19 protein-coding genes and 1 tRNA gene are annotated in these 19156 nt (G+C 48.9%); 4 read left to right on the forward strand and 16 right to left on the reverse strand.

Going from position 1 to position 19156, the window contains the following annotated elements; genetic code table 11:
- Positions 1–202: 202 nt before the first annotated feature.
- The gene (gene helD / locus RSC70_RS00315) at positions 203–2257 is read left to right on the forward strand and encodes a DNA helicase IV (protein ID WP_332541276.1); all 2055 of its coding nucleotides are present in this window, start codon (positions 203–205) and stop codon (positions 2255–2257) included.
- A 44-nt stretch (positions 2258–2301) separates the two neighbouring features.
- Here helD and RSC70_RS00320 read toward each other — a convergent pair whose 3' ends face one another.
- Positions 2302–2760: a methylglyoxal synthase gene (locus RSC70_RS00320; RefSeq protein WP_025801016.1), complete on the reverse strand. Its 459-nt coding sequence runs from the start codon at positions 2758–2760 to the stop codon at positions 2302–2304.
- Between the two features lie 104 nt (positions 2761–2864).
- Positions 2865–3374, reverse strand: a complete 510-nt coding sequence (locus RSC70_RS00325) for a YccT family protein (RefSeq protein ID WP_040045936.1) — start codon at positions 3372–3374, stop codon at positions 2865–2867.
- 326 nt (positions 3375–3700) lie between these two features.
- Here RSC70_RS00325 and RSC70_RS00330 point away from each other — a divergent pair, with 326 nt between their 5' ends.
- Positions 3701–4117 (forward strand): CoA-binding protein, encoded by a 417-nt coding sequence (locus RSC70_RS00330; RefSeq protein WP_103009395.1) that lies wholly within the window; start codon positions 3701–3703, stop codon positions 4115–4117.
- Between the two features lie 55 nt (positions 4118–4172).
- On the opposite strand, the gene hspQ is transcribed toward RSC70_RS00330, so the two are convergent.
- On the reverse strand, positions 4173–4493 hold the full coding sequence (gene hspQ / locus RSC70_RS00335) for a heat shock protein HspQ (protein WP_025801019.1): 321 nt from the start codon (positions 4491–4493) through the stop codon (positions 4173–4175).
- A gap of 159 nt (positions 4494–4652) precedes the next feature.
- Positions 4653–5846 (reverse strand): 23S rRNA (cytosine(1962)-C(5))-methyltransferase RlmI, encoded by a 1194-nt coding sequence (gene rlmI, locus RSC70_RS00340; RefSeq protein WP_040045938.1) that lies wholly within the window; start codon positions 5844–5846, stop codon positions 4653–4655.
- A 108-nt stretch (positions 5847–5954) separates the two neighbouring features.
- Here rlmI and yccX point away from each other — a divergent pair, with 108 nt between their 5' ends.
- Positions 5955–6233 (forward strand): acylphosphatase, encoded by a 279-nt coding sequence (gene yccX, locus RSC70_RS00345; protein ID WP_234618973.1) that lies wholly within the window; start codon positions 5955–5957, stop codon positions 6231–6233.
- Here the strand turns inward: yccX and tusE are convergent, their stop codons facing one another.
- Together tusE and yccA are read right to left on the reverse strand one after the other, a co-directional pair.
- A complete protein-coding gene (tusE, locus tag RSC70_RS00350) occupies positions 6234–6563 on the reverse strand; it encodes a sulfurtransferase TusE (RefSeq protein ID WP_046457935.1) in 330 nt (109 codons plus the stop codon). It lies immediately after the preceding gene.
- Between the two features lie 185 nt (positions 6564–6748).
- Entirely contained in the window at positions 6749–7411 is a 663-nt protein-coding gene (gene yccA, locus RSC70_RS00355) for an FtsH protease modulator YccA (protein WP_008813056.1), read from the reverse strand.
- Positions 7412–7682: 271 nt separating this feature from the next.
- Between yccA and RSC70_RS00360 the strand changes: the two genes are divergently transcribed.
- Positions 7683–7770: transfer RNA gene (locus tag RSC70_RS00360), tRNA-Ser, on the forward strand.
- A gap of 87 nt (positions 7771–7857) precedes the next feature.
- On the opposite strand, the gene glsA is transcribed toward RSC70_RS00360, so the two are convergent.
- The 10 genes from glsA to cobA all read right to left on the reverse strand — a co-directional run bounded on the left by glsA (position 7858) and on the right by cobA (position 19099).
- Complete coding sequence (glsA, locus tag RSC70_RS00365; protein ID WP_418910014.1) at positions 7858–8853, reverse strand: glutaminase A; 996 nt, start codon at positions 8851–8853, stop codon at positions 7858–7860.
- A gap of 94 nt (positions 8854–8947) precedes the next feature.
- Entirely contained in the window at positions 8948–10264 is a 1317-nt protein-coding gene (locus tag RSC70_RS00370) for a dicarboxylate/amino acid:cation symporter (RefSeq protein ID WP_040045941.1), read from the reverse strand.
- Between the two features lie 274 nt (positions 10265–10538).
- Positions 10539–10856, reverse strand: a complete 318-nt coding sequence (locus RSC70_RS00375) for a DUF4387 domain-containing protein (protein ID WP_130997754.1) — start codon at positions 10854–10856, stop codon at positions 10539–10541.
- Complete coding sequence (locus RSC70_RS00380; protein WP_282806732.1) at positions 10853–12226, reverse strand: acyclic terpene utilization AtuA family protein; 1374 nt, start codon at positions 12224–12226, stop codon at positions 10853–10855. Before RSC70_RS00380 ends, RSC70_RS00375 begins: the two co-directional genes overlap by 4 nt.
- Before the next feature lies 1 nt (position 12227).
- Positions 12228–13472: a methylaspartate ammonia-lyase gene (locus tag RSC70_RS00385; protein WP_063587422.1), complete on the reverse strand. Its 1245-nt coding sequence runs from the start codon at positions 13470–13472 to the stop codon at positions 12228–12230.
- Positions 13472–14917, reverse strand: coding sequence for a methylaspartate mutase subunit E (locus tag RSC70_RS00390; protein ID WP_040045945.1), 1446 nt, complete (start codon positions 14915–14917; stop codon positions 13472–13474). The genes RSC70_RS00385 and RSC70_RS00390 overlap by 1 nt, the downstream gene beginning before the upstream one ends.
- A gap of 14 nt (positions 14918–14931) precedes the next feature.
- Positions 14932–16323, reverse strand: coding sequence for a methylaspartate mutase accessory protein GlmL (gene glmL / locus RSC70_RS00395; RefSeq protein ID WP_025802709.1), 1392 nt, complete (start codon positions 16321–16323; stop codon positions 14932–14934).
- A complete protein-coding gene (gene glmS / locus RSC70_RS00400) occupies positions 16320–16766 on the reverse strand; it encodes a methylaspartate mutase subunit S (RefSeq protein WP_025802711.1) in 447 nt (148 codons plus the stop codon). The genes glmL and glmS overlap by 4 nt, the downstream gene beginning before the upstream one ends.
- Before the next feature lie 603 nt (positions 16767–17369).
- On the reverse strand, positions 17370–18230 hold the full coding sequence (locus RSC70_RS00405; RefSeq protein WP_130934053.1) for a GHMP family kinase ATP-binding protein: 861 nt from the start codon (positions 18228–18230) through the stop codon (positions 17370–17372).
- Between the two features lie 86 nt (positions 18231–18316).
- The gene (gene cobA / locus RSC70_RS00410; RefSeq protein WP_130934052.1) at positions 18317–19099 is read right to left on the reverse strand and encodes a uroporphyrinogen-III C-methyltransferase; all 783 of its coding nucleotides are present in this window, start codon (positions 19097–19099) and stop codon (positions 18317–18319) included.
- Between the last annotated feature and the right edge of the window lie 57 nt (positions 19100–19156).

Genomic DNA, 19156 nt, shown 5'->3' on the forward strand with positions numbered 1-19156 from the left:
ACCTAAATAACAACATTAACAATATGCATTTTACCGCGCAGTTTACCCTGTTTTGACTTTCTCTGATATTCATCTGCCATACCCACAGCGTAAAAGAGGGAAAATTCATAAAGATAAGCTCCACAACGCAGGTTCTAGGTATGTTGCAGGAACACAGGTAAACTATAGTGATACTGAAGAACGAAAATACAGTGGCGAAACAATGGAACTGAGAGCAACCAAAATGGGCCAACATCTGGCTCAGCATCCTTATAACCGTGTCAGACTGTTGAATGCGGGCGTTGAGGTGAGCGGCGATCGCCATGAGTACCTTATTCCGTTTAACCAATTGGTCGCCATTCATTGCAAACGAGGCATTGTGTGGGGCGAATTAGAGTTTGAACTCCCTGAAGCCAAAGTGGTGCGTTTGCACGGCACCGACTGGCAAGAGACGCAGCGCTTTTATCACCACCTACAGCAAAGCTGGCAGGCGTGGAGCGATGAAATGGCGCAAATCAGCGCCGACGTACTTTCTGCACAGGTCACCGAGCTGGAACAGTTCAATCAGCAAGACCGCTGGCTCAAGCGCAGCGAACTCGCCGATATTTGCACCATGATTAAGGGCTGTTTCGAAGCCATTCCTTTGCCGCAGCAGCGCCTTGAAGAGTTTGATAGCTGTCGTGAATGCTACCGCTATTGCCTTAAGTGGCTGAACTACGGTTTAAAAATGGTTGATGAACGCAATCAGCAATGGACTAAGCGCATGCTGTCAGAGCACGCCGAGTTCTTCGAACAGGTAGAAAGTCAGCCGTTGAATTCTTCTCAGGCACAGGCCGTGGTGAACGGTGAAAATGGCGTTCTGGTGCTCGCCGGTGCCGGTAGCGGTAAAACCTCCGTGCTGGTGGCGCGCGCAGGATGGCTATTACTGCGGAAAGAGGCTACGCCAGAACAGATTCTGTTGCTTGCCTTTGGGCGTAAAGCCGCAGAGGAGATGAACGATCGTATTAAAGAACGTTTGCATACGGCAGATATTCAGGCCAAAACGTTCCATGCTTTAGCGCTGCAAATTATCAATCACTCCGGCAAGAAAACGATCAATATCAGTAAGCTCGAAGGTGATGCTCAGGCTCGACAAAAGCTGTTGGTGAAAACCTGGCAGCAAGAGTGTGCGGCAAAGAAAGCGCAGGCGAAGGGCTGGCGCCAATGGTTGACCGAAGATCTGGATTGGCAGGTTGAAGAGGAAAACTACTGGCAGGACAAAAAGCTCGCGATGCGCTTAGCCCCAAAATTGGAACGTTGGGTAGGGCTAATGCGTGAGCATGGCGGTTCGCAGGCCCAGATGATTGAAGGTGCGCCGGAAGAAATCCGTGATTTATTCCAAAAGCGCATTCGTTTGATGGCTCCATTGCTCAAAGCTTGGAAAACGGCACTAAAAGATGAGGGTGCAGTAGATTTCCCAGGGCTGATACAGCAGGCGATCGCCGTGCTGGATAAAGGGCGGTTTATTAGCCCGTGGAAGCACATTCTGGTCGATGAGTTTCAGGATATCTCACCGCAGCGTGCGAGGCTGCTTGAAGCACTGCGTAAGCAAAACTCACGCACGAACCTGTTTGCTGTTGGAGATGATTGGCAGGCGATCTATCGTTTCAGTGGTGCAGAACTGACGCTCACCACCGCGTTTACTCAGCATTTTGGCGACAGCGATCGGCGCGAGCTCGATACCACGTATCGCTTTAACCGCCGTATCGGCGAGATAGCCAACGGTTTTATCCAGCAAAACCCTCATCAACTACGCAAAGCGTTAAATAGCCTGTCTGAAGGGCCTAAGAAAGCGGTGACGATTCTGCCGCAGGAGCGACTAGAAGATCTGCTAAACAAGCTCAGCGGCTACGTAAAACCTGAAGAGCGAATCCTGATTCTGGCGCGTTACCGTTACTTTAAACCGGATGTTTTAGATAAAGCCGCCACGCGCTGGCCTAAACTCAATATAGAATTCACGACTATTCACGCCAGCAAAGGACAGCAGGCTGACTATGTGATTATTTTAGGCTTACAAGAGGGCAAAGATGGCTTCCCAGCGACAACGGGCGAATCCGTCATTGAACAGGTTCTGTTGCCACAGAGTGAAGACTTCCCAGACGCTGAAGAACGCAGGCTGCTTTATGTCGCGCTAACGCGAGCACGCCATCAGGTATGGCTGATGCAGGATGTCGATAAGCCGTCAGTATTTGTTGAACAGCTCAAACGGCTGGGCGCAGCGGTACAGCGAAAACCATAAAAAATGGGGACTTAAGTCCCCATTTTTGTATCTATTTCCCAGATTTACTTCAAACGCTCGGCTAAGTAGCGCTGATAGTCGGGGATCGCGATCTCGACTTCTTCTTTAAACATCGGAGAGCTAATCAGGAAGTCGGCCGTAGAACGGTTATTCGCGACGGGAATATTCCAGACCGTCGCCAAGCGCAGCAATGCTTTGACGTCAGGGTCGTGCGGAACCGCATTAAGAGGATCCCAGAAGAAAATCAGCATGTCGATTTTCCCTTCCGAAATCAGAGACCCCACCTGCTGATCGCCACCCATTGGGCCACTCAGCATGCTATTGACGGGAATGCCGGTCGCGCGCTGGATAAGGTTACCCGTGGTGCCGGTAGCAGAAAGCTGATGCTGTGCCAGCTGGTCGCGGTTTGCTTGCACCCAGCTCAGCAGCGCTTGTTTACAGTGATCGTGAGCAACAAGCGCGATGTGTTTTTTCTTAGCAATAGTGCGGGTGGTGAGTTCCATGTCTAGACCTTTAGCCAATCATATGAATTCACACACAATACAATAAGCTCGCTCACCATAATCAGACTAGACGCAAAAAATTTGGCTGCCTGACGATTAATTCATCATTTTTGTGTTTTTTTAACCAGTGCAGGCAGAGCGGCTGAGGCATCGGAGAGGTTATAGCGCTGCATAGCCTGCTCATAGTTTGCTAATAGCGGCTGGCTGATATGCAAAACATCGGATTTATATTCCACCGGATTACCACGGTTATTCAACAAATCGAAGCTGAGGCTTTTCTCAAACGCGCGAACGTCATGTTCGTTAAGCAGCTTGGGAATTTTAATGCTGATTGAGGTGTAGTCACGTACGTCAAATACCACGACTAAAGGTACCGAGGTGAACATCCGTTGGTGCTGCCCCGCAGGAGGAACCATTTTCTCCACGCGGAACAATATTTGATGAACACCGCCGTTGAGTTCCAAACTATCGGCGCTTTTAAATAGGGCACTAGGTAGCGGCTGACCATCGACGGCCAGAAGTTCGACTTCTGAGCTAAACTTTAAGGTAGTAGCAAAAACGGACTGGCTGAGCAAAAATAGCAACGCACCTGTCTGTAAAACGCGATATCTCATGAAACCCTCAACTATAGACTGTGCGAAGGACATTGTTCAGTAGCCGGCATGGTGTGTCAAAGTATTTTGTTATTCATAATTACTTACATGTTAGCCGATTAATATCAAATATACCCGTCATACTTCAAGCTGCTTACGCGTTGGCTGCACCTGTTTACCCCAGTCACTTACTTAAGTAAGCTCTTGAGGATTCACAGGTTTGCCGCCTTCAAGCAACTTGAATTATTTTGGGTATAGAGCCACAACCACGACTCACTTAGGCTAAGCATAGTGATAAGAATGACTCGTTTCGCTCACTCTTTGTATTTGCCATTTATGGAGCCAGCATGACCGAACAACAGATTAAATCCATTCTGCAACAGGTAAAGCACATCGCGTTAGTCGGTGCGAGCGATAAGCCACATCGCGCAAGTTATGGGGTAATGGCTTATCTGCTAGAGCAGGGCTATCAGGTTACGCCCGTTAGCCCAAAATTGGCAGGGCAAAACCTGCTAGGCCAAAAAGTGTATGCAACCTTGGCTGAAATACCACACCCGGTTGATATGGTTGACGTATTTCGGAATTCAGACGCAGCCTATGGCGTAGCAGAGGAGGCGATTGCTATTAACGCTAAAGTGCTGTGGCTACAGCTTGGGGTCATCAACGAACAGGCTGAACAGTTGGCGACAGAGGCCGGATTACAGGTTGTGATGGATCGCTGCCCTAAAATTGATATTCCACGCTTTGGATTAGAAAAGGCGTAAGGCAAAAACAAAAAAGCCCAGAATTCTGGGCTTTTTAAAGAGAAAAATCAGAACGTTAGTTTCTCAGCCGTGGTGCTTGTAGCTGATGGCGGATTGATTCGGCCAAATCATCCATAGATGGCTGTTCAGGATGGGCATCGCTGTTTTCACCATCAAGCTGCGCTTCAGCCAAATAGGTATGTACCGCTTCGCCATCATCATTCTCCATCACAACGTGATACCACGGCATATGACGCAAATGTTCATTTGCGGCTAGCTCGTCGGCGTCTGGTGCGACTTCGAGTGAATATTCAGGGTCAATATCTACCACCACGCCCAATGAGCCTAACAGTTTGTGGCGTACCTGCTGTCCGATGCCAAATTTGCTGGTAATCATAATGACCTCCTGAGAAACCGTTGCTCTTTCCCCTGTCATTGCGGGTCGCTCAAACAGGGTTTACCTATAAATATGTGGGCGGAGACGAACGTTTCAACCTTATCCATGGTATTTGGCGCTGCTCTGAAACCGTTCATAGCAGCGACAATCGCTTTTTGATTAACCGACTACACGGCAAGCAAAGCCTTTCAGATACAGACCTTCAGGGTAAGACGCGATAACCGGATGGTCGGCCGCCTGACGATACTGCTCTATAAATTGTACATCACGTCCAGCATCTATGGCGGCGTCGGCTAAAATTTTCTGGAACAATTCGATTGGCATGAGCCCTGAGCAAGAGAAGCTCAGCAAGATGCCGCCGCTGTTCAGCAAGTTCATTGCCAACATATTGATATCTTTATAGCCACGGCACGCACCCGCCAGCTGACTTTTGTTTTCTACAAACTTCGGCGGGTCCATGATGATAAGGTCAAATTTACGGCCTTCATCGCGGTATTTGCGCAGCAGTTGGAAAACGTCGTCACGGACGAATTCAGCTTTGCTCAAATCTAGCTGGTTGAGCTCGACGTTTTGGCGCGCCACGTCTAAGGCCGCCTGCGAGGTGTCTACGCTGATCACGTGCTCACAGCCGCCCATCAGCGCGGATACGGCAAATGCACCGGTGTAAGAGAAGCAGTTCAGCACTTTTGCGTTGGCTGAAAAACGACGCGCGGCGAGTCGGCTGTCGCGCTGATCGAGATAAAAGCCGGTTTTATGGCCTTCTTTGATATCAACCAAAATCTGCATGCCGTGTTCACGGATAGGCAATAAGGCTGGTGGTTCGTCGCCCAGCACTAAACCTTGTGCCAGCGGTAAGCCTTCTTTTTTACGCACCGCAACGTCGGAACGATCGTAAATAGAGCACTCTGGATAGCAATGCTGCAGCGCGGCTAACAGATTAGCACGCTGGTATTCAGCGCCTGCCGAAAGTAATTGCAGGACGATGAAGTTTTGGAATCGGTCAATGGTAATGCCCGGCATACCATCAGACTCACCGGCGATCAGGCGATAACCTGTTAAATCATCACGCTCGGCCAGCCACGTACGCCATTGCTGAGCGGTTTGCAGACGATTGATGAAAAAGTCACGATCCACGGCTTCCTGCTGATCAAATGTCCAAACACGCGCACGGATTTGAGACTGAGGCGAAAAAGCGGCACGGGCCAGCCATTTTCCCTGAAAATCGCAAACGTCGATGGTTTCACCTGAAGCAGCATTACCCTCAACGCGGGTCACTGCACCGGAGAATACCCATGGATGGCGGCGGAGTAAGGACTTTTCGCGTCCTTTGGCAAGAAATAAACGTGCGGTCATGTTAGTTTTCTATGATCTATGATGAATCAGACAAATAAGGTGCGACATTGTCCGGTTATGGGACAAGAAAAGCAAATACCCAAATCATTCGGAGCTTAGGGAGGCAATATGTCAAAAGTCAGTACGGCGGCTTATGTTGCAGGCAGCGTTCAAGGTGTCGGCTTTCGCTATAACACGCAGCGTCAGGCGCGGGCGCTCAATCTTACTGGCTATGCCTACAACATGGATGATGGGCGAGTGGAAGTGGTGGCGGAAGGCGAGGCTGACGCGGTAGAGCAACTGATTGAGTGGATAAAGCAGGGCGGTCCACGCGGTGCCCGAGTCGATCAGGTACTCACAGAACCGCGTTCGCTACAGAATTTCAGCCAGTTTAAAATCAAATACTGATTAAATGCATTTCACCGGTTTTGGCAAACCCGCAAGCTTGGTGGCTTGTTTCGCTGGGCCCTTAGGAAATAGGCGATATAGATAGCGGCTATTTCCTTTCTCCTCGCCATATTTCTGTGTCATGGCTTTTACCAGCATGCGAATGGCCGGAGACGTATTGAACTCCATATAGAACTCACGCACAAAACGCACCACTTCCCAGTGGGCTTCGCTTAGCTCAATACCTTCTTCCATCGCCAGCAAAGGCACCAGCTCTTCGCTCCAATCGCTACTGTTCAGTAAGTAACCCTGCGCATCCGTCTCAATCTGGCGGCCAGCAAATTCTAACATTGGGAATGTATCTCTTATCGACAAATCAGCGGCTATTGTAACTCAAGGAGCGGCAGCGCGGCAAAATGAGCAACAAGGGAGGGGGAAGTACCGTTTAAACGTACCGTTCAGAAACAAGAAAGCCCCGCTTTTGGCGGGGCACATTTTATTGGGTAAAACCGTGCTACATATTCAGCTGGGCTGAATTAGTTACTGCGTGCGAAACCCAAAATGCTCAACAGGCTGATGAACAGGTTATACAGGGATACATACAGGCCAACGGTGGCGCGGATGTAGTTGGTTTCGCCGCCATGAATAATGTTGCTGGTTTCCCACAGGATGGCACCCGTAGAGAACAGAATAAACAGCGCGCTAATCGCCAGCGATAACGCAGGGATCTGTAAGAACAGATTGGCAATCACGGCAACCAGCAAAATAACGAAGCCTGCCATCATCATCCCAGAAAGGAACGACATATCTTTGCGCGTGGTCAGCACGTAGGCCGAACAGCAGAAGAACACCGCCGCAGTACCGCCCAGCGCCAGCATAATCAGATCGCCCGCACCGCTTGCGATAAAGGAGCTTAAAATCGGTCCAAGGGTATACCCCATGAATCCGGTCAGCGCGAACACCGCCAAAATACCGGCAGGGCGATCGGCCAAACGATAGGTTAAGAACATCAGGCCATAGAAACCAACCAGCATCAACAGCAGACCCGGAGCAGGCAACATCAGCACCGTGCTAGCCGTGGCGGTTAATGCGGAGAACGCCAGCGTCAGTGCCAGCAGAAAATAAGTATTGCGCAACACTTTATGCGTGCTCAGCAGAGAGTCGCGCGAAGATGAGCTGGAAACAACAATACGGTCCATAGAATTTTTCTCTTGTGTAATGAATCGATCGGAAAATTATTGATCTAGAGCAAAATAATAGAGAGGAGCGCGCGCGCACGAAAGGCGTTTTACCCTTCTTTACTTTGATTACCGAGGGAAACTATCTAAAAGAAAGGCGCAATAGCGTTGATGTTTTCATCAGTGCGCTGAAAAATAAAACAAACAAACTAATAATTGGTGATTTTATCAGCATTCGAACATTCTCGTGCTTTACAAGAAATTCCTGTGCCGTTATAGTTCGTCCCGTTGCGGAGGAGTGGCTGAGTGGTTTAAGGCAGCGGTCTTGAAAACCGTCGAGTGTAACAGCTCCTAGAGTTCGAATCTCTACTCCTCCGCCAAAATTCGAAGGCCACGCTTTTAAGCGTGGCCTTTTTGCTTTGGTATTTTGCTAACCCCAGATGTGCTGTTTCATGAGGGAAAGCTCCTCAGCGAAACACATTCGCCTGCGTTGCATGAGCAATATATTCAATAGCTTCCTGCGCGCGCACGCTGTTTCCTTCTTTATCCAGCGGCGGTGAATAGACCGCAATCGCATATTTCCCCGGTACAACGGCAAAAATCCCACCGCCTACGCCACTTTTAGCAGGGATCCCCACGTTATACAGCCACTGGCCTGAACCGTCGTATAGCCCCGCAATTGCCATTTCAGCCAGAATCTTTGGCACGTTCTCTTCAGCGATAAGACGCTTACCGCTATAAGGCGACTGTCCATGATTGGCAAGCGTAGCGCCCATCTTAGCTAAGTCGAGCGTTGAGGCATTCACGGAGCATTGGCGGGTATAAAGATCCACGGCTTCGCGCGGATTGCTATACAGCCTACCGTACGACTGCATCAGCAAGGCCAGCGCCTGATTATGCTGATTGGTTTCAGATTCAGATTGATAAACCTCTTGGTTAACGTGCAGCTGGTTATCGGCAAAGGCATTCAGATTGCCGATAATCTGCTCCCATTTTGCGTCAGGGTTCTTGGCGTTAAGCAAACTCACCGAGCTGATGGCTCCCGCATTCACCAGCGGATTTTGTGGACGCTCTGGGCGCAGTTCAACGGCTAAACCTGAATTAAAAGGAAGCCCGGTTGCATTTGCACCGAGCTTATTCAGCGTCTGCTTTTGCCCTTGTTGCTCCATCACCAGCGCCAGAGTGAATACTTTGGTGAGCGATTCGAGAGGAAAAAGTGCGTCTTTATTGCCTGCGGAAAATATCTGCCCATCAACGGTGGCGATAACGATAGCGTAATTATCAGGGCTATATTTCGCTAAGGCGGGAATGTAATCCGCCACATCGCCACGTTTATCATTTTTAAACTGCGTGTAGGCATCCTGCACTAGGGTTGAATAGTCCGTGTTCGGGGCAGTTTTTGCACAGGTATTTCCCATCAAACACACGATGATAAAAAAAGCGGAGATAACTTTCGTTTTCATAACGGTTTCCTAGCGTGAAGCGGTAAAGCAGGAAAAGGGAAACATGCACAGCGGCATGTCTCCCGAGGGATAAAAAACGATGACAAACGAAATATTATTTGGCTTCTGCTTCAATGATGAATTGCTCTGAAGGTTCGTTATCATCCACCATGCTATCTAGGCACCTAGCGGTTCCTCGGCAGCCTTCACCGTAATGCTCACCTTCCCAACGACCCACCAGCGCAGCACCCACGGCGTTACTCATCACGTTAGTGGCTGAACGACCCATATCAAGGAAAGGATCGACGCCCATCAGCAGAATCAAGCCTGCTTCAGGAATATTAAACTGGCTTAGCGTGGCGGCAATAACCACCAACGAGGCTCTTGGAACACCCGCCATGCCTTTGGATGTCAGCATTAAAATCAGCAGCATGGTAATTTGTTCGCCCATCCCAAGATGAATATTGCAGGCTTGGGCAATAAAGATAACGGCAAACGAGCAGTAGGCCATCGAGCCAACTAGGTTAAATGAATACCCAATCGGCAAGACGAAGCTGGCAATTTTGTTGCTGACGCCAAATTTTTCTAGCGCTTCTAACGTACCTGGGAAGGCCGCTTCTGAACTTGATGTCGTAAATGCGAGTAGGGCTGGTTCAGAAATACCTTTAATCAGTCGCAGGGTACAGCGACCTATCAGCAATACTGAACAGCCAATTAGAATCACCCACAGGCCTGCCAGCGTGAAGTAAAACTCGCCCATGAAGATCCCGGCGCTCACCAATACCCCAAGACCACGTTCTGAGATCATCGCGGAGATGGCGGCGAATACGGTCAGAGGTGCGAAAAGCATCACGTAGCCAGTAAGTTTCAGCATCAGATGAGCTAACGAATCCAACACGGATACGATCGGCTTGGCTTTATCGCCAATGGCGGAAAGGCTGATCCCCATAAAGATAGAGAACACCACGATCTGCAGAATTTCATTGCGCGCCATCGCGTCAACGATACTGGTTGGGATTGCATGAGCAATGAACACTTTCGCCGAGAACGGCACCGGTTCAATGCCGTCAACGGCACCTGCGCCCGCTGCGACAAAGTTGATACCATCGCCAGGTCGCAACAGATTTACTACGACCAGCCCCAGCAAAATGGAAATGAACGCAGCGCAGATGAACAAAAATAGCGTTTTAGAAAAAACACGCCCTAAAGTTTTGGCATCGCCCATTTTCGCGATCCCGACCACCAGCGTTGAAATGATTAACGGTGCAATAATCATTTTGATTAAACGCAGGAAAATATCAGTAAAAATAGAGATCTCGGAGGCGTAAGACTTGGCGAATTCTTGGCTACAGAACTCGTTTATTAAAAAACCAGCAATAACACCTATTATCAGACCCAATATGATCATTGTGGTTAGGTTTTTCGATTTCATAATGATTCCATTTATAAGTAGGGTAGTATCATTTCTCTAACGTTATTTAATAACGGAGCTGATGTTGTGCTTCATTGAATGAAATTTTTACCCACGGCATATTTGTGTATTAAATATTTCCTCTTTATTGCCAAGTCATGGTGCAAAGTTGTGTCGTAAAGTGATGGTGCTAAAAATGCCGTAAAGAAAAACAGTACTTTCAGGTTAGAACGGTGCAAAGCACAGCGAACGACGGAGCGCTTCGCACCGTATGTTTCATTTTGATATTTAAAAACTAAACAGCGAATTCGAGTTTTAACAACGGTGCGTGCTGCTGAGCGCCATAAACATCGGTATCGCCTACGGAACCAGACACAATGGCGCGAGGCATCACCACCTTAACGGCATTCGCGGGGTCAAACCACACAATGCGGTGAACTGATTTTGGATCTATTTTATAAATCTGAGCAATCAGCTCTTTTTTAAATTGTCCTGATTCTTTGATGTGGGAATATATTTGTTTATCCTTAAACAAAATATCTAACACTAATTCATAAGGACCCGCATTTTTAGACCTGACCACATGAGCCAAGTCTAGGATTGATTTTTTCATGCGATCGCTCCTTCAGGCGTCACGTTTTCTAAACGGAACTTAAATTTAATCTCAGGGGTATATTCCATTAAATGATAAATGGAGAATTCATACACCACGCCGCCTTTAATATCTGACGGAGAGAATGGGAATGCTAAATTACCCGCTGTTGCAATTCGGCCTGTATAGCCATAATGCAACAGGGTAGAGCGGGCAAGAGAACAAATGCTATCGGCCATCGCCTGAGTCGGCGCGACGACGTCGAGTAAAATTCCCAATTCATAAGAGGTGGTATTGGGTTCTGGCTCCATCTTACCCATAACGCCATTTTTGCCATAAAGCTGGAAATTCAGCTTCACGGCATCAGGAGCGATACTGAGGTTCTTCTCAACGCTCTGACGCACTTCCAGCAAGATATCGTCAATGTTGGCAATCATGATCGGATCGCGGGTTCCCGCAATACTGAGCGTGCGATAGCCCACTGGGCGAGCGCCTTCCAGTTTCACGGTGTAAGGCGTTTCTTCATGCACCGAACCGGTTACGCGGACTTGGCCATTTCCGGCATCCTTAAACTGACAGGCTTTCAGGTTCAATACCCCGCCAGGCCCCGGCAAGAAATAAGGGTCGGATTTCTCATAGAGCGTATGCGCTGCCGCAGACGTCTCAGTAAACTGACGCTTTTTGTTAAACGCTTTCAGGGTGAAACCGCTTTCGTCCAGAATGCCCATCGCGCAATCGGAGCCTGATCCCGGCGTGGCAGCAATCGCCGCACACTCCAGTATTTTGCCGCAGTGCAGTGCCAAACCTTCATCGAATCCCTGCATGATAGGCAGCGCCGCAAAGCAGGCGGGATCGTAGGCTCGACCACCTAACACCACCTGAGCACCCGCCGCCAGCGCTTCTTGGAACGGCTCGATACCCATTTGCGCCACAATATAAGTGGTTGCATCGATGGCTTCGTGGGTCAGTTCAGGAACAAAATCCAGCGCGGTAATTTTTCCCGCATCTAGCGCGGCGTGAACGACCGCCTTATCCACGTCGGCAGGGATTACCGCCATGGTAAACTCAAGCGCTTCTTCTTTGGCAATCTCAAGAATGATTTGGCGACACCACTCCAGATGAGGTTCGGCACCGGAACCCCCGGCGGTGCCAATCACCACCGGAATATTGTGCTGAACACCGGCGCTGATCATATAGCGCAAATCACGCTTGACCCCTGCGCGGTCGGTGAAGGCTTTGCCTGCGCCGAGATAATGTGGACCCGGATCGGAAGAACCCGCGTCAACGGCGATCAAATCGGGAGATTCCTCCATCGCCAACATAAAGCTTTCTTCTGGGAACCCGTATCCCAGAATGGCGGTTGGCGACAAGATCTTAAACGTTTTAGACATGTTAGTTCGCCTTTGCATTCAACTGAGCGAGAGTACGAGACATCTCGTTAAATACGATATTCATCCCTTCATCAAAGCCCATACCCGGCTTGATCAGCATACGCATTGGGCGTGAAGCGATGGCAACGTGCACGCAGGTGCGGGCGCTAACGTCGGTTTCGTTACAGGTACCGCCCTGATACGCTTCCATGCCTTTTTTATTACAGTAAAGAACGGCGTCGACGATGTTATGAATACTGCCCAGGTCCGGCGTTTTAATCTGAACCATATGGCAGCTGCCTGCGTCGGTAAAATCGATGATGTCTTGATAGGTATTGCACCATTCGTCAGCGACGATTTTGACCTTAGAGCCCAGTTTTTTGAGATGGTGGGTGATCTCGGTTAACAGTCGGATCTGATCGGGTTTATTACCGGCGTCAACCGGACCTTCAATGTACAGCTCCAGATCGCCCGCTTGCTCTTGCAGGCTGGCGATATACTCCGCGCAGCGGATCGGATCTTTATCGAAAATCAGACCGATGGTGCCGTAAACGTCAATATGCAGATTCGGTTTATAGTTAGGATCGACGCGCAGATCGGCAATGCGTTTTGCCAACCAGCTCACATACTCACGCAGCTTCTCACCGTTGCGGCCCAGCTTTTCATCGACGTTGTTAATCAAGCCGTGTGGCAGTACGTCAACGCCTTTCACGATCATTTTATCTACGGCGATATAGCGATCGTCTCCGCTTTGACCAAACAGAGGAATCGATTTGGCGATAATCGGCAGATGCCACTCGTCACAAACCACCTCGGCTTTTAAACGTCCGGTGGCTAACGCGGTTGCGTCCAGTAACGCCTGAGACAGACCATAGCGGATCGCCGTATGCAGCTGTTTGCCTTCAATAGTTACATCGTCGAAGAAACGTGCGTTGAGCAAAAATTCATCCACGCTGCGGCCTTCAAGCAGTGGCTTAATGTGTTTCTCCAAGAAAGGAACAAAATTTGCCGCCACAAACAGCGGATCGCGACCGCCTGCACCAGAGTATTGAACCGCCGCACAGTCACCCACGGCCACTGCGCCGTTTTCTAAAATTAATTGGATAGAAACGCATTCACCGGCCTGACGGATCGAAGTAAATCCTGGCGTAACCGGTTTCCCTTTATAGATAAACCCATCCAACTGAGCGCCATTTTTAATCGCCTGCTGATCGTCAAAATAGAAGGATGAATTGCCGGCGGTGAAGAGTGCGTGTTTGATTTTCATTATGGTCTTCCTATTAATTTGCTATGGGATACAGCGTTAATATCATCAATGATCATTTGGAAAGAGGGCTCGCGGCCTTCTTCCTTGGCGCGTTCGGCAACAAAATCGTGGTGCAGCGTTAAGACATCTTTAGGCAGCGGCACAGAGCCCGGATCGAATACGCGGATCGCCCCGTTGTTGTCGCGGATCGGCAGCATTTTTCCTGAGTTACAAGTTGCTGGCGCAAACGGTACATCCAGCACACCGGCTTCAAAGGCGCGTACTGTACCGATTGCGATGTCGCCGTTGCCCAATTCCAGCACTTTGTTCATCACGGCACGCACTTCACGCTTGATAAGTTCTACTTCGCGATCGACTTCTAGGCACGGTGGGAATTTCTGATCGCGGACCATATTCAGCATCTGATTAGAGGCGCGCAGCCCTTGACCGTTGGCCTCTGCGGTTGGAATGCCATAGGCCTCATGCGGACTCTTGGTAATCACCTTGGTTGCGCCAGCCATTCCGGCAACCGCTGCACCCCAAGAGATCACTGCGAATGCGCGTGACTCATCTTCAGGGAAACCGCCCATCCACTGATGGAAAACGGTGCTCAGTTCATAGTTCTCATAGCCGTTGGCACGGAAATATTCATGAGACAGATCGCGCAGCGACTTAATGGCGGCAATGTCTTGCACGATGTTGCCGACCTGACCGTAGCCGACGGTAATAGAGCGAACGCCTTGCTCCAGCGCGAGCAGCCCTTCAATGATGGCCACCGCATGAGAAACAAACGGCGGGATCAGCGTGCCGGTTAATGGGCCGAACGGTTCGCGGTTGATTCGAATGCCATGCTCTTCATACACGCCGATCAAACGGTCGCAGTATTGCCAGTCACGGATGGATTTTTCCAGCGTTACGCGTTTCGCATAAGGAATGTTGTAGGAGATACCGCCACCTTCGTAGCTGGTAAACCCGCTGGCCATCGCGATCTCGGCTAACAGACGAGCGTCGGGCGTGCCGTGACGGATCTGAAGTGGCTTGTCGAGCGACTCCGTAATGCCACGGCAGGCTTTTACGCCGTGGTTGACGACTGGCAGGCCGTTAAGCTTTGAGGTTCCTGCTTCAATGGATTTCTGAATGCCGATGGCGGCTTCTTCATAACGATTCAGACGGGTATAGGCATCAATGGTGGTTGGCAGCAGATCGCAGTCTTTTTGCAGCGTTTTAAGCAGCGCAATATGCTCTTCAATTAACGCCACCCCCGCACGTGGCTGGCTGAGCGTGATACCTTGCTTGTCGGCTTCAAACAGTGCCTTGGCGAAGTTTTTTGATTCAGGGATCGTTTGCTGATATTTGACGCAGTCCTCAAATTTTTCAACATCCTTGCCGGTATGCCAAGTTTGTAAAACACTGGCACGCTCGGTCATAAAATCGTCTAACGTAATTTTTTTGTTTCGAAGTTCCATCATGACTCCAATTTTTACTTGTTCAAAATTTGAACGCTAGTCTGGGCGGCAGCTTTAGGAAAGCGACGAGCGACATTGGCGAGTAGCGGAAGTAAACCCTGTGTATCTCGGTAATATTCAAACTGACTTGGCAGCAGCACTTGTTTGCCGTCATCGTCCAGATCGCGATATTTCAACCAGTGGTGAATATCGAAATCATTGGCGCGTGAGAGCCAGCCACCGGTGCCGATCACTTTTTTAATCGGATTGAGATCTCGGCCCACTTGGAGGTCGACATTTCCGGCGCAGGTGCAAACCTGTACTTTTTTGCCCGCGTGGCGTTCAGCTGCGTAACCCACACAGATCCCCGCCAGCAATTGATCAAAGATGCGCTCTTCATCGGTGCGCGGCAGATAGCCGGGATTCGCTACCAGATGTTTTAAGTAGTGATGAAAGGCCGCAATTTTGCTTTCTTGATGAGAAAAATAATGCGCAATCAGCGGCGCCCCAGTTTCACCCGCCGTGATGGCCGATACTCGCATCCCCAGATCGCCCTCTACCGTGCGCTTGACGATAGGTTCAGGCAGGCCATGCATCACGGTGTCCGGTGCCAGACTGTTCTGGTTGGCTGAATAAATATCGGTCGTAGCGCCGCCCATATCGATCAGCATGAAGGTTTCCCATCCCACGACATGGCGACGGATCTGCTCCACGAGTTCGAAAACGGAGTAGGGGGTCGGCAGCGGCTCTTCGCCGGTCTGCTCAACAATGACGTCTAAGCCTTTTCCCTTAACGATTTTATGCAGGAAAATATCGCAAATAGCGCTGCGCGCACCCAATGGACTTGGGTTATCCAGACTCGGTAAAACGTTATCGACGATGGTTAAATCTTTATCGCCGAGCAGATCTTGAACCTCATCTTGCAGGTCACGATTACCCGCATAAATAATGGCGCAGTCGAGATTAGATTTGGCCAACAGCTTGGCGTTGGCTAAACCATGTGCACAGTCACCGCCGTCGGTGCCTCCGGTAAACAGCAAAATATCGGGTGGCGTAGCTTCTAGAGCACGCAGATCTGCTTTGTTCAGGTTATAAGCAAAATGCTGCGAAACCTTTGCTCCGGCAGAATGCGCCGTGACCTTTGCCGATTCTAACGTGATGCTGGGCACCAGACCGATGGCGGCAACGGCCAGCCCACCTTTGGCCGACGAGGAGTAATCAAGCTTGATTTTTCCCGATTCCAAAAGAGGACGTGCATCGTCAACGTTGAGGATTCTATTCAGAACGGTAAAAAATCCTTCAGCCAGATGGTGCGGTGTCGTTGGGGATAATGCGCAGTTTTTGACTTCAATATGGTCATTATCTCCCACCTCGAACACTGCTCCTTTCGTCCACGTGGAGCCGATATCGATAGAGACGTTGATCATTGCACGCCCTCTGCCACGCGTTCGTTTTGCATAACGGGTTCAATGTCTTTTCTCATCAGCGAGCAAACCAGCTCCAGATCCGTATCGGGTGCAAAGACGCGATTAAACCCCATGCCTTTAAATTTGGTCTCGATATCACAAAAGTCATGTTTACCGATAACCAGATTACCGCCCACGTAGAGCAAGATATCGCCGATACCACGCTCGATGCAGTTTTCCCGCATGCCAATACAGTCCACTTCACCGTGCCCATAAATAGAGGAAACGACGATAGCCTGTGCACCGGTTTCAATAGCCGCGTCAATATACTCATCCTGGCTAACCATCACGCCGAGATTAATAACGTTAAAATCGTGCATGGTGAATACGCGATCTAATACTTTGTTACCAACAGCATGGCAATCAGCACCGATGACGCCAATAACAATTGTTGGATTTTGCATGTTAATAAGCCCTCTATTTAGATAACGGTCCATATTTAGCTTGATGACTGGAAAGTTAATGCCATGATCAAAATCATGATTAAAACCGGCCAGAAGTTATTTTTGTGACATGCTGCATATAAAGTGTTGGCGATAGTGCGACGATGAAAATTCAAAAAAACATCGCTGAATATTTGTTCATATCAATGTGCTTTTTGCGCTAGTTAAACACAATTGATATCTCGTCAGGAGTTCTTGAAAAATAGATGTTTTATTGTTTACAAATGATAATTAATTTAAAAATCTTTAAAAAACATATCGTTGCATGAAATTAAATTTTGGTAAAAATAAAGGCTTTTTACAGGTTGAATAAATTCATCTCTAATTTGTGATCTACTTAGTGTTTATTGATTTGTGACCTTGGTCATATTTATTGGTTATTTTTATTTTTTAAAAAAAAGAAGTAATGTTGCCAACGTAAAAATACAACTCACGCTGGCAATTAAATGTAATTATTGTGTGCCATTTAGAACGAAATATAACGAAAATCTAAATACCATCTAAACAGCGCGTTTTATCTTAAAAGTATATGAGATGCGTTAATTGACTATTTAGGATTCGTCACTAATGCACGCCACCGACAACGGTTTTAACGACATGAATTCTCGGATAGCTGCGAGTTATTTTTTGCTCCTGCAAGGCGCTGACTATTTTGTCGATATCATGTTTACGTCGATCGCAGAGTAAGCCAACGACGCTTCCGCTGTGGGCCACATTCAAACCATAAATTCCCCAATGTTCGACCAGATCGCGCAGCTGGTTAAATTCGGGTTTAGGCAACAAAGCCTCACTGGCAATCGCGCTAAGCGTAGTCGCTTCACCCAGGCGATAATAACAGCGGCGATGGTTTGCAAGGTGAAATTGAATCAGGGCATTTTCTAAATTCTGGGCCTGATTAAGTAACAGCGACTGGCGATCTCTACGGTGAAACTCTTCGGTGATGATGCGCTGCGGACTTTCTAACAACACAATATCCAGCGTAGGCAGCCACGGGAAATGCTGCTGGGTTTGTGCCGTCTGATGGTCAAAAAGCGTAAGGTTTTTAAAGATGGTGCTGTCCGTGGGTTCGATAGCGACGCAAAGTACGGCCAGCTGTTCGGCGCTTAACGAACGGTTAAGCAATCGCGCGGTAGCCACTGCCGTGGCGGCAATATCGGCGGTGCTGCTGGCTAAGCCTTTTGCGACCGGAATCGTTGAATCAAATTCGATGCGCATACTTTCGGCAAGACGCGGGGATTCACCAAAATAGGACAACACCTGCTGAAGCATTTGCCGCATTCGTGGGCGCTCTTGCGGGCTCGGTTCCCCTTCATTAACGTAAACGGTGCTATACCAGTTGATAGGGCAGGAGATTAGCTTTTCCCCTCCATTCATCCATCCCTGTAGCAGTTCACCACAAGAAGCTGGACAGGATGCTTCAGCCATAAATCACACCTTGATTGATACCGATGGTTAACACTCTGCCTGCTGGGCTAAACAGATTTTTTGTCAGTTTCGCTGCTTTCCATCGGCTATATCGCCTGCAGCAACAATTCTTGGCTGATATCAATCTGGCTGGAAGCAAATGACAGTATTTCGCTGAGATTAACAACGTGACCAATAACCAGAAGCGCAGGCGCGTGCAGATTTTTACGCTGAATTTCATCCTTGAGCGTGGTTAAGGTGCCTTTTGCCATCTGCTGTTTTTGCTGGCTGGCATACATAACGGCCGCCGCAGGCGTATCGGGTGATTTACCGGCCTCGATCAACAGCTGGCAAATTTCCTCTTGTCGGGTCATACCCATGAGGACAATCAGCGTGCCTTCCAGCTGTGCCAGCAACTGCCAATTTTGCGGTTCGTTGCCTTGGCACATATGTCCTGTTACCACGTGAAAACTGGAGGCGTAATCACGATGAGTGACAGGAATGCCTGCACAGGCCAGCCCGCCAATAGCGGAACTAATCCCCGGAATAATCTCGAAAGGGATACCGCACTGCGCCAGGCTTTCTGCTTCCTCGCCGCCGCGGCCAAATACATAGGGGTCACCCCCTTTTAGGCGAACGACGTTTTTTCCCATTAAGGCATGATCAATGAGGATTTGGTTGATGTTCTCTTGAGGAACCGGATGATTATTCGGTTTTTTACCAACGTTAATAATTTGGCAATTCGGTGAGGCTTGCGCAATCAGATCAAGATTAACCAAACGATCGTGGACAATAACTTGAGCTTCACGAATAGCGATTAAACCTTTAACCGTAATGAGTGATGCATCTCCTGGCCCGGCTCCAACTAGTAAAACTTTTCCTTTCCTCATTAGACAAACCTTTATGGCTGAAAATTATGGCTGAAAAAAGTGAGCGCTATTTATGTA

Origin of the sequence: Hafnia sp. (genome assembly GCF_036648275.1) — a bacterium.
Lineage (GTDB): Bacteria > Pseudomonadota > Gammaproteobacteria > Enterobacterales > Enterobacteriaceae > Hafnia > Hafnia alvei.

Coding starts and splice junctions, on each gene's coding strand:
- helD (WP_332541276.1), top strand. CDS start 203: ATGGAACTGAGAGCAACCAAAATGGGCCAACATCTGGCTCAGCATCCT.
- RSC70_RS00320 (WP_025801016.1), bottom strand. CDS start 2,760: ATGGAACTCACCACCCGCACTATTGCTAAGAAAAAACACATCGCGCTT.
- RSC70_RS00325 (WP_040045936.1), bottom strand. CDS start 3,374: ATGAGATATCGCGTTTTACAGACAGGTGCGTTGCTATTTTTGCTCAGC.
- RSC70_RS00330 (WP_103009395.1), top strand. CDS start 3,701: ATGACCGAACAACAGATTAAATCCATTCTGCAACAGGTAAAGCACATC.
- hspQ (WP_025801019.1), bottom strand. CDS start 4,493: ATGATTACCAGCAAATTTGGCATCGGACAGCAGGTACGCCACAAACTG.
- rlmI (WP_040045938.1), bottom strand. CDS start 5,846: ATGACCGCACGTTTATTTCTTGCCAAAGGACGCGAAAAGTCCTTACTC.
- yccX (WP_234618973.1), top strand. CDS start 5,955: ATGTCAAAAGTCAGTACGGCGGCTTATGTTGCAGGCAGCGTTCAAGGT.
- tusE (WP_046457935.1), bottom strand. CDS start 6,563: ATGTTAGAATTTGCTGGCCGCCAGATTGAGACGGATGCGCAGGGTTAC.
- yccA (WP_008813056.1), bottom strand. CDS start 7,411: ATGGACCGTATTGTTGTTTCCAGCTCATCTTCGCGCGACTCTCTGCTG.
- glsA (WP_418910014.1), bottom strand. CDS start 8,853: ATGAAAACGAAAGTTATCTCCGCTTTTTTTATCATCGTGTGTTTGATG.
- RSC70_RS00370 (WP_040045941.1), bottom strand. CDS start 10,264: ATGAAATCGAAAAACCTAACCACAATGATCATATTGGGTCTGATAATA.
- RSC70_RS00375 (WP_130997754.1), bottom strand. CDS start 10,856: ATGAAAAAATCAATCCTAGACTTGGCTCATGTGGTCAGGTCTAAAAAT.
- RSC70_RS00380 (WP_282806732.1), bottom strand. CDS start 12,226: ATGTCTAAAACGTTTAAGATCTTGTCGCCAACCGCCATTCTGGGATAC.
- RSC70_RS00385 (WP_063587422.1), bottom strand. CDS start 13,472: ATGAAAATCAAACACGCACTCTTCACCGCCGGCAATTCATCCTTCTAT.
- RSC70_RS00390 (WP_040045945.1), bottom strand. CDS start 14,917: ATGGAACTTCGAAACAAAAAAATTACGTTAGACGATTTTATGACCGAG.
- glmL (WP_025802709.1), bottom strand. CDS start 16,323: ATGATCAACGTCTCTATCGATATCGGCTCCACGTGGACGAAAGGAGCA.
- glmS (WP_025802711.1), bottom strand. CDS start 16,766: ATGCAAAATCCAACAATTGTTATTGGCGTCATCGGTGCTGATTGCCAT.
- RSC70_RS00405 (WP_130934053.1), bottom strand. CDS start 18,230: ATGGCTGAAGCATCCTGTCCAGCTTCTTGTGGTGAACTGCTACAGGGA.
- cobA (WP_130934052.1), bottom strand. CDS start 19,099: ATGAGGAAAGGAAAAGTTTTACTAGTTGGAGCCGGGCCAGGAGATGCA.